The sequence below is a fragment of the Nocardia sienata NBRC 100364 genome, assembly GCF_001613205.1.
GTDB lineage: Bacteria > Actinomycetota > Actinomycetes > Mycobacteriales > Mycobacteriaceae > Nocardia > Nocardia sienata.
In genome coordinates this window covers 20,958-33,619 of sequence record NZ_BDBX01000024.1, presented here as the reverse complement: position 1 = coordinate 33,619, position 12,662 = coordinate 20,958, and the positions used below count along the sequence as shown (strand labels likewise).

Genomic DNA, 12,662 nt, shown 5'->3' with positions numbered 1-12,662 from the left:
CTGGGGCTCGGTGGCCGGTCTCGCGCCGCCGCCACCGCTTCCGGTTTCGGTTTCGGTTTCGGTGTCGTGGCATTTCTTCCGCGTGAGGTCGGTCGTCGCGTCGCTTGGGCCGGCCCCGTACCCCGGCTGGACCGATTCCGCCGATGCCGGTGTGGTGAACCGCTCGCGTTGTCGCGAACTCGCGTTGCCCTCGTGAACGTGATGCACCAGGGCTGAACGCTCACGACTCCAGGAGAGACGAGCTCAATCGATGTCCAGTACCGCCTTACCGTGCAGGCGGCGGCCGAGCAGGGCCTGGGCAGCCTCGTCGTAGCGGGTCCACGGGCCGCGCCAGCTGATTCCGGGGTCGAGGCGGCCGGCGGCCACCTCGGCGGCCAGCCAGGTCAGATCTGCGGAGAAGTCGGTACTGGGGTCGGCGATCAGGAAGAACGTGCGGATCGACCGGTCGTGCCGCCCTTGGGTTGCCAGCAACGCCTCGGGCGGGAAGACTGCGTCCGCCTCGGATGACCGGCCCACATTCACCAACACGCCACCGGCTTGCAGAGCGGCGAAGGCGTCCACCAACTGCCCGCCGCCGACGTTGTCCAGCACCGCGAACACGGGGCGGTCCACCTCGGCCGGGTCGGAGAATACCTCGTGCGCGCCCAACGCCCGCAGGCCGTCCGCCTGGGCGGGACTCCCGCTGATCGCCACGACCTCCGCGCCCGCACGGGCGGCGAGCTGCACCGCATAGCGACCGACACCACCGGAGGCGCCGGTGATCATCACCCGCCGACCGAGAAGCTGCCCCATGCGGCGCAGCACATGCAGTGCGCTCAGGCCGGCGACCGGAATCGTGCTGACCGCACCGAGGTCGGCGTCGCCAGGCACCACACCGAGCTTGCCGGCCGGGACAGCGCGCAGTTCGGCCCAGCCACCGCCCTCGCCCAGAGTGACCACCGGGGTTCCCACGGCGGGACCCGATCCGTTCGCCGCCGACTGGACGACCACGCCCGCCGCGTCCCACCCGATCACGGCGCCCCCAGGCGTATGCGGATCGGTGGCGCCCTTCACTTCGCCGGCATTCAGCGAAACCGCTTCGACTCGGACCAGCGCCTCGCCGGGCGCGGGCACCGGTTCGGCCACCTCTGCCGGCGAGAGGTGTGCCGTCGCGGTGTGGTCGACAACGAGTGCACGCACAGTCGGATCTCCTTCGGATCAATCTGCCACATTGTGGCGTTTGCTCCATTAGAGCACATGCTCAATGGGGGCATAGCCGCTAGACTGTCGTCGATGACGCCCACCGGACAGCCCGCCACACTGCGAGAACGCAAGAAGCTGCGCACTCGCCAGGCTCTGGCGGAAACTGCGATCTCGATGTTCAGTGAGCGCGGTTTCGACGCCACGCCGCTCGACGCGCTGCTCGATACGGTGGAGGTGTCGAGGCGGACCTTCTTCCGCAACTTCCGTTCGAAGGAAGATGTCGCGCTCACCGCCGTCAAACAACTCTGGAGCACCTACCTCGATGTGCTGGACGAAGCCGAGAAGTCCGGGCCGCTGGTCGAGGTCTTCCGCGACGCGATCCTGGCCACCCTCGATCGCATGGACGAGGACTGGTACCGGCGCTTTCCGGCCACACTCAGGTTGATCGAGCAGTCGCCCTCGCTCGACGGGCATTCCCTACGGCATTGCGCAGAGATCCAGGAGGAGATAGCGCACCGACTCGGCGACCCGCGCCGCCTCGAACTGCGACTACTCATCGAGTTCTGCGTGGCTACCTGGCGCTGCGCGCTCGATGACTGGCTCCCCGCCTGCACCCCGGGCGAGTTGCCCGACTGCGTGCGGCGCGCGTTCGCCACCATGGACGACGGCATGCGCCTAGAGGCGTAAGCATCACCGAACGGCAACACAGTGGTCGGAACCTCTTGCGAGCCTGTGGATTCACATCGATCACGACCAGACCCGACTCCACGACCAAGCAAGAAGACCGAGATGCGGCGACCCGACCCGCGACCTCGGGATCGTGGCGGATCCGCCACGTCACCGCCGAACATTCAGGGAGCGGATCCCGTCCCAGCGGTCCCGCAGGCAAGCGATACGACCGCCGTACGAGATCGAGACGGGGTGCGGTTCAGCGCAACGCCGCGCCGTACACGTTCTCCACCGCGAGTTCCATCAGGACCCGGCGGTCGGAGACCATGACCGTCCGGTACTCGTCCCAGTCAGGATGTTCGCCCGCCGCCTTGCGGTAGTAGTCGACCAGGGCCTCCACCTCCGGGCCGTGCGGGTCGGTACCCGGGCCGGTGAGGGTGACCGTGCCCTCCGCGGTCGCCCAAGCCCAGCCGTCGGCCCGGGTGACCTCCAGCGCGGCCCGCGGATCACGGCGCAGATTCACGGTTTTGGCCCGGCCCTCGGTCATCGAGACATAAATTATCTCGGCCGCACGGTCGTAGTACGGGGTCACCGGGGACAACTGCGGCAGACCGTTGGATTTGATGGTGGCCAGGACGCCGAGCCGGCTCTCGCTGAGCAGGGTGCGCGGATCGAACTGCGTATTCGTCATATCCGGGTCCAAGTCGGCGGGACGAAACGGTATTCCGGAACCGATGGAAACAAGGGCCGGCCGCACAGATCGGCTCGGGCGTTCGGGTGGACGAGACGCAGCGGGCGCCGTCACGCCGGGCGTGTAACCCCGGCGTGCGGGAAAATCACTGGCGCGGGGCATCGGCACCGGTTGCAATGGGGCCCGTGCTCGACGACGTACAGGTGGCCTCCTTCATCGACAACGGATATGTCCACATCCCCGACGCGTTTCCGCGCGCACTCGCCGAGGAGTGCCGCGAGATCATCTGGCGGGACCTCGACGCTTCCCCCGACGATCCCGATAGCTGGCCCACCCCGGCGGCCTTCCGGCCGGATTACCCGAGCGCGCCCTTTGTCTCCGCCGCGTCCACCCCGCGGCTGCGCTCGGCCTACGACGCGCTCGTCGGTCCCGGGCGCTGGGCGCCGCGCCGTAGTCTCGGCGGTTTCGTGATCCGCTTTCCAGGTCAGGAGACGGCCGTCCTCGACGGCTGGCATGTCGACGCGAGTTTCCCCGGCCCCGATTCGTCGCCCACCGATTATCTGAGCTGGCGCATCAATATCCATTCGAGGAATCGAGCGCTACTGATGCTGTTCCTGTTCTCCGATACCGGCGAGCGGGAGGCGCCCACCCGGCTGCGGGTAGGCTCGCACAAAGCGGTGGCCCGGATACTCGAACCGGAGGGGGACGCCGGTCTCGACGCCCGCGAGCTCGCCGCCCGGGCCGACCCGGCCACCGCCGACCTACCGACGGCCCACGCCACCGGCCGCGCCGGCGACGTCTACCTCTGCCACCCGTTCCTGGTCCACGCGGGACAGCCGAACCGCGGATCCCACCCCCGGTTCCTGGCCCAGCCCAACCTCGAGCCGGCCCAACCGTTGTGTATCACCGGGCCCGGGCCGTTCTCGGCGGTCGAGACGGCGATCCGGGCCGCGATAGGGTGACCGGGTTCCGATCGATGCGGCGAATACGGGCCTGACCAGGCATACGCTGGTGCCATGTCCCTGCCGCCCACCGAACGGCCCGAGCTTCCGGAGTACATGACCTGGGAGGAGCTCGAGCAGCTACCCGAAGAGATCGCCGAACAGATCGAGCTGTGGGACGGGCGCGTGGTATGGCTACGCCGGGGGCCCATGGAGCACCAAGCTTTCAGCCGCCGCCTGACGAATGCTCTCGAAAGCTGCGCCCGGAAGACGATGGCAGCAGACCCGCAACATTGCTGGCGGGTAGAATCCGAGACCAACGTATTCCTGGGCAGTCACGGCAAGTCCGACTTTTTGACCCCCGACTTTCTGGTGTGCCGGTGTCCGGAGACGCCGTTCGAGGATATTCGCGCAAATACAACGCTGCTGGTCGGCGAGGTTCTCTCACCGTCGAATACTCAAACCGACATGGAGGCGAAAAAAGGCCGGTACGCCAGCGCAGGCATCCCCTGGTATTGGGAGGTCACCTTGGCCCGGGAAGTGAGCGCGATAGCAACGGTTCGCGCCTACGGGCTGGAGACCGGACCCGGGCGGCTGCCCGGAGGCGTGCGCCCGCTTCGGTCGGCCAACTATCTCCTGGCCGGCGAATGGAGCCCAGGGGACCCGGACGGCATACGCATCGAATTCCCTTTCCCCATAACGATTCCGTGGACGGAACTCGAGTATTGATTTCGGCCCCGGTCGCGCGGTGATCCCCCTCTGGACGAACCACCACGCGACCGGACCTTCCGCACCGCGCCCGGGCGCACAGTTGAGCGCGGTGCGGTCCGATCAGGGTTTCGTCGCCGCGATATAGCGCGCGAGATGATCGGAGCTGGAACCGAATTCGTATTCGATTGCGGTGAGGCGCTTGAAATAGTGACCGATGGCCAATTCCTCGGTCATACCCATCGCGCCGTGCAGCTGGACCGAATTCTGGCCGATGAAACGGGTCGCCCGGCCGATCGTCACCTTGGCGGCCGATACCGCGCGGGCCCGTTCGGCGGGTTCGGCTTCCACGGCGTAGGCGGCCAGATAGGCGGCGGCGATACTCTGTTCGAGTTCGATCAGCATATCGACCATCCGGTGCTGTAGCGCCTGGAAACTGCTGATCGGGACTCCGAACTGCTGCCGCTGCTTGGTGTATTCGACGGTATCGTCGAGGACCTTGCGCATCAGTCCGACGGCTTCGGAGGCGACCGCGGCGATCGCCTCGTCGATGGTGGCGTCGATGGCGGGCCACGCCTGCCCCTCGTCGCCCAGCAACGCGCTCGCGGGCACCCGGAACTCGCTGAAGGTGAGGTCGGCGGCGACGCGGTCGTCGATGGTGCGGTACTGGTGCACCTCGATTCCGGCAGGCGGCGACGCCGGATCGAATTCGACCAGCAACAACGAGATCCCGTCCTGATCGCGACGCTGCCCGGAGGTCCGCGCGGAGAGGATCAGATGCGTCGCGACGGGCACGCCGGTGACCACGATTTTCGATCCGTCGATCACCCAGTCGTCGCCGTCGCGGCGGGCTGTCGTCGACACATCGTGACGCACTTCGCCGGACTGCGGTTCGAGCGCGGCGAAGGCCGGCCGGACATCACCGCGTGCGATACCCCGCAGCAGCTCCCCGGCCCGCTCGCCACCCGAACGGCGCAACAGACCACCCCCGACCACCACGGTGTCGACATAGGGTTCGACGACCAGGGCGCGGCCCAGCTCCTCGGCGATGATCATGCCTTCGATCGGGCCGCCGCCCGAACCCCCGAATTCCTCCGGCAGGGTCAGGCCCAAAACATCCAGTTCGGCCAGCCCGCGCCAGATCTCGGGCTGCCAGCCGGGGCCGGATTTGACGGCGGTACGGCTTTTCACCAGGTCGTATCGGGCGGCGAGAAAACCGGATACCGCATCGCGCAGCATCTGCTGTTCGTCGGTGAAGGTGAAGTCCATCAGAGCCCCAATGCTGCCTTGGCGAGGATATTTCGCTGAATTTCGTTACTACCCGCGTAGATCGAACCGGCGCGATCGTTGAAATAGCGCAGCGGCGCGACGGCCTGCCAGTCGGCGCCGCTGAGGTAGCCGTCGGCGGGCGGGGTGTATTCGGCGATCGGGCCGCCGGGCGCGGTGGCGTGCGGCTGGTAGACCCGGCCGCGCGGACCGGCGGCGGTGAGCGCGAGCTCGGTGAGCTGCTGGCTGAGTTCGGTGGACAGGATCTTCAGCATGGACGAGGAGGTACCGAGATCCTTGCCCTGGGCCATGGCGGCCAGGGTCCGGAACTCCAGTACCTCCAGTACCTCGGTGCGGATCCGCGCGTCGGCCAGCTGCGCCGCGAAATGCGGGTCCTCGCTGAGCGGGTTGCCGTCGCGTCCGGGCTGCCCGGCCGCGGCGGTGGCGATGTTCTGGGCCATCGCCTGCAGCGCCGGGGCCATGGCACCGCCGCCGCGCTCGTGGACCAGAAGATATTTGGCGACGGTCCAGCCGTCGTCGATCCGCCCGAGCACATTGCTCTTGGGCACCCGCACATTGTCGAAGAAGATCTGGTTCTGGACCTGCTCACCCGAGCTCATCACCAGCGGCCGGATCTCGATACCGGGCGCGGTCATATCCATCAGCAGGAAGGTGATGCCCTGCTGTTTCTTGCCTGCGCGAGAGGTGCGGACCAGCGCGAAGATCCAGTTCGCCTCGGTGGCGTGGGTGGTCCAGATCTTGCTGCCGGAGATGAGGAAGTCCTCGCCGTCGGAGACGGCGGACATATTCAGCGCGGCGAGGTCGGACCCGGCTTCGGGCTCGGAGTAACCCTGGCAGAAGAAGACCTCACCGGTGAGGATGCGGGGCAGGAAGTAGTTCTTCTGCTCGTCGGTGCCGAACGCGACAAGGGCGGGGGCGACCATCCGGATACCCATCGGCGACAGCGCGGGGGCGCCGGCCAGGGTGAGTTCCCGGCTGAAGATGTAGTGCTGGGTGAGCGACCAATCGCAGCCGCCGTACTCGACCGGCCAGTGTGGCGCCGCCCAGCCCCGCTCGTGCAGGATGCGCTGCCATTCCAGGCTCGCCTCGTGATCGGAGTAGACACTGGTCATCAGCCGGCCCGCGGTACTCAGCTCGGGTGTCAGCTTCTCGGCCAGGAACGCCCGTACCTCGTCTCGGAAGGCCCGCTCGGCCTCCGACCAGTCGTAATCCATACACGCTCCCGAAGGCTTCATGCGTCGTCGCAGCAGATCCGGCGACTACCGGTGCTGGTGCGAATGTAGCCAGGTCACCGACACCGCGTCAAACTGAAGGCATATGCCATCACAGCTTCGGGAAATACTCCGGCCTAATCCCCGCAGTCCTCGAAAATCGCCTTCGCATATCCCACTGATTGATAGACGTAGTCATAGGCCCAGCGCGGCACCGACAGCCGCGGGCGGGTGTCCACGAACAGCAACTGTCCGTCCCAGCACTTCCCGACAACGAACCTCGCCCGGGATATGTGCGGGGTGAAGGTGACCACGATGACCCGCTCCCAACCGTGCTCGCGCGCCTGATCGGCGAGATAGCGTCCCTCTCCCCGAGTCGTACGTGGCGACGGATCGAAGCAGACCACCTCGAAGCTGTACCCGCCGTGGCAGATCCGGTTCACCAGCGGACTGTCCTCGTAGGGGTTGGAGATCAGCACCCGCGGCGCGTATCCCGCGCGGGCCAGCCCGAGCCCCAGCTCTTCCCGTCCGTCGTGGGCACCGCCGAGCACCAGGATCGCATCGGCGGGCGCGGGCTGCTCACGCTGCGGGCTCACATAGACCGGCCACAATCCGCAGACCAGCACGACGACAGCGACCACCCCCGCGGCGAGGACGAGTCGGCGGCGCACCGCAGCGATCCTAACGGGCACGGTCCATCCACAGAGATCCACAGGACGCGTATGCCCGGGCGCGAGCTCGGCATGCGGACCGCACGCGGCCGGAGAGAACCCTCAGGTACGCACGGCGCCCCGGCCGGAGCCGACGCAGAGGTACGCGCAAAGCCCATGACCGAAGCAAGAGCAGAGGAGCGCACAAAACCCGCGACCGCAGGCCAACACAGAGGTACGCCCTGGTCAGCGCCGTTCGACGAGCCGCGTCGCCCGGTGTACATCTGCTGTTGCCCGGCACCTCGCCTCGGTTTTCTGGTGTGTGCACCGGCGGGGATTACCAATCGATCATGCGATGCACAGTCTTCGGAACCGGGTACCTGGGGGCCACGCACGCAGCGTGTATGGCCGAGCTCGGACACGATGTGATCGGGGTCGATATCGACCCGGGCAAGGTCGCGAAACTGTCCGACGGTGTCACTCCCTTCTACGAACCCGGCCTCGAGGCGGTGCTGCGCCGCAATCTCGATTCGGGCCGGCTCAGGTTCACCACCTCCTATGCCGAGGCGGCCGAACACGCCGATGTCCATTTCCTCGGGGTCGGCACTCCGCAGAAGAAAGGCGAGTACGCCGCCGACCTCAGCTGTGTGCACGCGGTCGTGGATACACTCGCACCGCTGATCACCCGCCCGTCGGCGATCATCGGCAAGTCCACCGTCCCGGTGGGGACCGCCGGAGAACTCGGTCGCCGCGCCCGCGCCCTCGCCTCGGTGGATGTGGAGGTCGCGTGGAATCCCGAATTCCTGCGGGAAGGTTTCGCGGTGCGGGACACCCTGCGGCCGGACCGGCTGGTGCTCGGCGTGGACGAGCGGCGGGAGCGGTCGGCCTGGGTCCGGGAGGTGGTCGAGGAACTGTACGCGGAGCTACTGGCCGCCGAGATCCCTTTCCTGGTCACCGATCTGGCCACCGCGGAACTGGTCAAGGTGTCCGCCAACGCATTCCTGGCGACCAAGATCTCCTTCATCAACGCCGTATCGGAGGTGTGTGAGGCCACCGGCGCCGATGTCAAGGTCCTCGCCGACGCCCTCGGTTACGACGCCCGCATCGGGCGCCGCTTCCTCAATGCCGGGGTCGGCTTCGGCGGCGGCTGCCTGCCCAAGGACATTCGCGCTTTCATGGCCCGGGCCGGGGAACTCGGCGCGGACCACGCGCTGGCCTTCCTGCGCGAGGTCGACAACATCAATATGCGGCGCCGCACCAAGATGGTGGATATGGCGGCGCGGGCCTGCGGCGGGTCACTGCTCGGCGCGAACGTGGCGGTACTCGGGGCTGCATTCAAACCCGAATCCGACGATGTGCGCGACTCTCCCGCGCTCAACGTGGCCGGCATGATCCAGCTGCATGGTGCGGTTGTCACCGTCTACGACCCGAAGGCCCTGGAGAACTCTCGTCGCGTATTCCCCACACTGAACTACGCGACCTCGGCGGTGGAAGCCTGTGAACGCGCCGATGTGGTGTTGGTACTCACCGAATGGAATGAATTCGCGCAGCTGCACCCGCACGATCTGGACGTCGTGGTCCGGACACGCTCGATCATCGACGGCCGCAATTGTCTCGATCGGGCCGTGTGGCGCTCGGCCGGATGGGTGTACGCGGGGCTGGGCACCCCGTAGCATCGTGAGGCCGGTCGGCGCACGCCGGTGGCTGCTGCCTCCCGCGGCGACGGGACCGGGCGGTACTGTCGACACGAGTGGTTCGGGGGATGAGCCGTCACCATCGACCGGGCGACGCTCGCAGATCGTGAAGCGGGAAGTACGGATGGGCTGCCGATGAGTTCAGCACTGGGAGTGTCGGTGGGAACCGGCGCGATCCGCTTGGCGCGCCCACCGGCGGGTGGCCCGACGTCCGACCCGCTGTCGTTCGAGCTGCGGACCTTCGTCGTCCCGGTCGAGACCCAGAGTGCCGAGCGGGCCGCGCTCTCGGTGGCCGCCGCGCTGAACTCCGACCCCGGGATAGCCCGGACCGTCCTGGCCTGTCGCGACGAACTGCAGGCGGAGGCCATGCAGGTGGCAATGGCCGAACACGGACTCGACGACTACGACATCGTGCCCGATATCGAGGCCACGCTCGAATTCGCCACCGCCTCCGGCGCACTGGCCGGGGTGAGCACGCTCGGCGTCTACGACCTGGGCGCATCGGGTCTGTCGGTCACCGTTGTAGAGGTCGCCGGCGGGCAGATCGTGCACACCGAACGCACGGGCGATATCAGCGGCGAATACTTCGATTCGCTGATCCGGGAGCAGCAGATCAACTCCGGCCGGATCGCCCATCCACCCGGCCCGGACGGTCTGGCCCGCCTGGATGCGCTGTGCCGCTCGGCGAAGGAAAAGCTCTCGGGGACCTCCGCGGTGGCACTGCCCAGCGATTACGGACCAGTACTGCTCACCCAGGAGAATTTCACCGCCCTCATCGCTCGGGCCGTCGAAACTTCGGTCCACTCCACCCGCGAGGTAATCGGCCGTTCGGGACGACCGGTACAGGCTGTGCTCGCGGTGGGCGGTGGCGTCCGTATCCCCCTGGTCAGCCGCACACTCCGGGAAATACTGGAGATGCCGGTGCTGGTGCCGCCGGAACCGGAGGCGGCGACGGCGCGCGGCGCCGCCCTGCTGGCACAGCGGGCGCCGGAGTCACGTCCGGCCGCCGGCCTGCCCCGCTCGGACAGTTCGGTGCCGCCACCTGCGACCGCCGCGGCGCGGGCGACCGATACCCCGGCACCGCCGCTCGCACCACAGGTCGGAATTTTCGGAGCCGAACTCGCAACCCCGCCGATGGCACCGGATGACGCGGCCATCAAAGCGACCGTTGCCGTGCCGACTGTCGCACGCGCGAATGCGCCTATGCCGCAACCCGGAATCTTCGGCCCGCCCGCCGGTAGCGTGGACGACCTGCCGGCCGACTCCGTTGCCCACACCGCTCCCGCCCCGGAGCGCCGTGCCCCCGAGCGCTATCCCAGCGGCGCCGCGGCGGCGCCGCAGACCGTAGCGGCGCGCCCGGTCCCGTCCACGAGTCCGCAACTGACCCCCGAAGAGGATCCGCCGACCGTCGCGCTGCGGATTCCGCAGAAATTGATGCCCAAGCGGTCGTTCCGGGAACCCCCGCAACGGCCGCGCCGTGAGCTCGGCGTCGCCGCGGTGGCCGTGAGCGCACTGGTGGTAGTGGCCGCGATCGGTATCGGTCTCGGCTACGGCCAGCACATGTTCCGCCAGGAATCGACCACCGTCGAAGGTACGACCCCGCCGCCGGCGACCTCCGCGACCTCGCCCACGGCGCGGCCCGGCATGGCGGGAGCGTCACTGACCACCGCGCCGGAGCACGAATCGCTGGCCGAACCGCCTCCGGTGGCCGCGCCTCGGGAGACCGAGACACCCACAACCACCGCCGGCCCGAACACCTTCCAGGTGCCGGGTCTGCCGCCGATCATCGTCCCGACCATTCCCCCGCTGTTCCCGCCGCCGCCGAGCCCCTGACCGCCCGACCCGGCTGAGCTGCGGGCCGCGCCGGCAGCTCAGCCCTCGCCGTACCCCGGCCCCGGCCGGCCCGGACGCCGGCGGCTCTCACCTTGCTCACTGCTGTACGGCCATTGGTTGTCCGGACGCGGCGGCCCGGGTTGCCGGTCCCCCGGCTCCGGTCGTCCGGGATATCGCTGCGCGGACCGCGGCGGCCCGTACCGCCCGCCCCGCGGGGTCGGCGTCTCACCGGTTCGCGGGCCCGGTCGCGGATCGCCGGAGCCGCCGCGCGGTACCCGCGGCTGTTCCCCGGTCGTCGGCCACGGCTGATAACCACGGCCGGACCGGTTGCGCGGCGCACCGCCTTCGGAACCGCCCGGGCGGGCGACCTTGCGGTGCGTACCGGTATCGGAGCGCCGGGCCGCCGCGGCCCGCCGGGCCGAGGGGGCCGGGCCGCCGGCGGGTTTGCTGCCGAAGGGCCGGGCCAGCATGACCGCGATACCGGTCGTCAAGGGCACCGACAGCGCCAGGCAGATACCGCCGACGGCCGACCGCGCGATCTCGATGGCCACCGCGTCGCCCACCAGCACATCCCGGATCGGCCGACCCGCCACACTGAACAGCAGCAGCAGCGGGAGCGCCCCACCGGCATAGGCCAGGACCAGGGTGTAGACGGTGCTGGCGATATGATCGCGGCCCACCCGCATGGCCGCGGCGAACACTTCGCGCCGGCTCGCCTTCTTGTCCAATTCCGCGAGTTCGAATGCCGCGGACGCCTGGGTGATGGTCACATCGTTGAGCACACCGAGCGAACCGATGATGAACCCGGCCAGCAGCAGACCGGTGATGCTGACGTGCTCGATATAGGTGGCGACATTGGTGTTCTGCTCTTCGGACAGACCGGTCAGCGTGGTCGCCTCGATGGTCAGCCAGGACAGCACCGCCGCCACCACCATGGAGGTGAGGGTGCCCAGCAGCGCGGAGCTGGTGCGCAGATTCACACCGTGCGCCAGATAAAGGACCGCGTACAGGATCAGCGAGCCGGCGACCAGCGCCACCGGTATCGCGGGCTTACCGTCGAGCAGTGCGGGGAGCAGGAAGACCACCAGCACCGCGAACGCGAATACCAGGCCGAGCAGCGCCCGTACCCCGCGCCAGCGGGCGACCACCACGATCACCACGACAAAGGCCAGCACGATCAGGCTCAGTGGCATACCCCGCGCGTAATCGTCGAACGAGTACAGCGGAGTCCCGTCCGGACCGGTCTGCCGCACGATCCGCAGATCGTCGCCGGCGGCCAGATCGGGTTGCCCGGGGCCCGGAGCGATTTCCAGCAGCGTGTGCTTGCCCTCGTGCGGACCGGATTCGATGGCGATAAGACTGCGCTGACAGTCGTAGACCTGCATGGCGGGCGGCTGGGGTTCACCGTCGAAGACCCGGCCGATGGACGGACTGCCGCAGGCCCCGATATCCTGCCGGATCACCTTCCCCGCCTCGGTGACAACCGCGGTCCCATCGGCGTTCTGCATGGGCAGCGGGATCTCGACCTGTTGCCGGTCGGGCCACAGGGCGATCGTGGCGACGACCACAATGATTCCGATGGCGACCAGGAGACCGACCACGACGCGGGCGGCGGTCGCGCCGATGGCGATCGGCCGAGAGTGGTCGTGATGGTGATGGTGGTCGCTCACCCCGGTCAGCCTAGAGGATTCGCAGACGGCCGACGTTATCGGCAGATGCGGCCTACGCTGCGATTTCGCTGGATTTCCGGGGACCTCGGGAAGGGGCGGCGGAGAGCAGGGGGATGTCTCCGCCGC

At 68.3% G+C, this 12,662-nt stretch carries 10 protein-coding genes and 1 pseudogene; 5 read left to right on the top strand and 6 right to left on the bottom strand.

Translation table 11 applies throughout. From position 1 onward, the window contains the following. Positions 1-243: 243 nt before the first annotated feature. A complete protein-coding gene (locus NS4_RS14620) occupies positions 244-1,179 on the bottom strand; it encodes a zinc-binding dehydrogenase (RefSeq protein ID WP_063060082.1) in 936 nt (311 codons plus the stop codon). A 93-nt stretch (positions 1,180-1,272) separates the two neighbouring features. Here NS4_RS14620 and NS4_RS14615 point away from each other — a divergent pair, with 93 nt between their 5' ends. Continuing rightward, positions 1,273-1,869 (top strand): TetR family transcriptional regulator, encoded by a 597-nt coding sequence (locus NS4_RS14615; protein ID WP_063060081.1) that lies wholly within the window; start codon positions 1,273-1,275, stop codon positions 1,867-1,869. A 241-nt stretch (positions 1,870-2,110) separates the two neighbouring features. Here the strand turns inward: NS4_RS14615 and NS4_RS14610 are convergent, their stop codons facing one another. Further along, a complete protein-coding gene (locus NS4_RS14610) occupies positions 2,111-2,542 on the bottom strand; it encodes a PPOX class F420-dependent oxidoreductase (RefSeq protein ID WP_063060260.1) in 432 nt (143 codons plus the stop codon). 176 nt (positions 2,543-2,718) lie between these two features. On the opposite strand from NS4_RS14610, the gene NS4_RS14605 reads away from it, so the two are divergent. Both NS4_RS14605 and NS4_RS14600 read left to right on the top strand, forming a co-directional pair. Continuing rightward, a complete protein-coding gene (locus tag NS4_RS14605) occupies positions 2,719-3,504 on the top strand; it encodes a phytanoyl-CoA dioxygenase family protein (protein WP_063060080.1) in 786 nt (261 codons plus the stop codon). A 54-nt stretch (positions 3,505-3,558) separates the two neighbouring features. Next, complete coding sequence (locus NS4_RS14600) at positions 3,559-4,212, top strand: Uma2 family endonuclease (protein ID WP_063060079.1); 654 nt, start codon at positions 3,559-3,561, stop codon at positions 4,210-4,212. 102 nt (positions 4,213-4,314) lie between these two features. Here NS4_RS14600 and NS4_RS14595 read toward each other — a convergent pair whose 3' ends face one another. The 3 genes from NS4_RS14595 to NS4_RS14585 all read right to left on the bottom strand — a co-directional run bounded on the left by NS4_RS14595 (position 4,315) and on the right by NS4_RS14585 (position 7,360). Beyond that, on the bottom strand, positions 4,315-5,460 hold the full coding sequence (locus tag NS4_RS14595) for an acyl-CoA dehydrogenase family protein (RefSeq protein ID WP_063060078.1): 1,146 nt from the start codon (positions 5,458-5,460) through the stop codon (positions 4,315-4,317). Continuing rightward, a complete protein-coding gene (locus tag NS4_RS14590; RefSeq protein WP_063060077.1) occupies positions 5,460-6,692 on the bottom strand; it encodes an acyl-CoA dehydrogenase family protein in 1,233 nt (410 codons plus the stop codon). Before NS4_RS14590 ends, NS4_RS14595 begins: the two co-directional genes overlap by 1 nt. Before the next feature lie 134 nt (positions 6,693-6,826). Beyond that, positions 6,827-7,360 carry a YdcF family protein gene (locus NS4_RS14585; RefSeq protein ID WP_063060076.1) on the bottom strand — a complete coding sequence of 178 codons (534 nt, stop codon included), beginning with the start codon at positions 7,358-7,360 and terminating at the stop codon, positions 6,827-6,829. A 329-nt stretch (positions 7,361-7,689) separates the two neighbouring features. Between NS4_RS14585 and NS4_RS14580 the strand changes: the two genes are divergently transcribed. Next, positions 7,690-9,012 (top strand): UDP-glucose dehydrogenase family protein, encoded by a 1,323-nt coding sequence (locus NS4_RS14580; protein ID WP_063060075.1) that lies wholly within the window; start codon positions 7,690-7,692, stop codon positions 9,010-9,012. Between the two features lie 156 nt (positions 9,013-9,168). Then, positions 9,169-10,866: a DUF7159 family protein gene (locus tag NS4_RS14575; RefSeq protein ID WP_157106052.1), complete on the top strand. Its 1,698-nt coding sequence runs from the start codon at positions 9,169-9,171 to the stop codon at positions 10,864-10,866. Between the two features lie 401 nt (positions 10,867-11,267). Here NS4_RS14575 and NS4_RS14570 read toward each other — a convergent pair. Next, positions 11,268-12,434, bottom strand: a pseudogene (locus NS4_RS14570) (YibE/F family protein); the annotation flags it as partial. Between the last annotated feature and the right edge of the window lie 228 nt (positions 12,435-12,662).

Excerpts from the sequence above, each read along its gene's own strand:
- NS4_RS14615 (WP_063060081.1), top strand. The coding sequence starts at position 1,273 with ATGACGCCCACCGGACAGCCCGCCACACTGCGAGAACGCAAGAAGCTG.
- NS4_RS14610 (WP_063060260.1), bottom strand. The coding sequence starts at position 2,542 with ATGACGAATACGCAGTTCGATCCGCGCACCCTGCTCAGCGAGAGCCGG.
- NS4_RS14605 (WP_063060080.1), top strand. The coding sequence starts at position 2,719 with ATGGGGCCCGTGCTCGACGACGTACAGGTGGCCTCCTTCATCGACAAC.
- NS4_RS14600 (WP_063060079.1), top strand. The coding sequence starts at position 3,559 with ATGTCCCTGCCGCCCACCGAACGGCCCGAGCTTCCGGAGTACATGACC.
- NS4_RS14595 (WP_063060078.1), bottom strand. The coding sequence starts at position 5,460 with ATGGACTTCACCTTCACCGACGAACAGCAGATGCTGCGCGATGCGGTA.
- NS4_RS14590 (WP_063060077.1), bottom strand. The coding sequence starts at position 6,692 with ATGGATTACGACTGGTCGGAGGCCGAGCGGGCCTTCCGAGACGAGGTA.
- NS4_RS14580 (WP_063060075.1), top strand. The coding sequence starts at position 7,690 with ATGCGATGCACAGTCTTCGGAACCGGGTACCTGGGGGCCACGCACGCA.
- NS4_RS14575 (WP_157106052.1), top strand. The coding sequence starts at position 9,169 with ATGAGTTCAGCACTGGGAGTGTCGGTGGGAACCGGCGCGATCCGCTTG.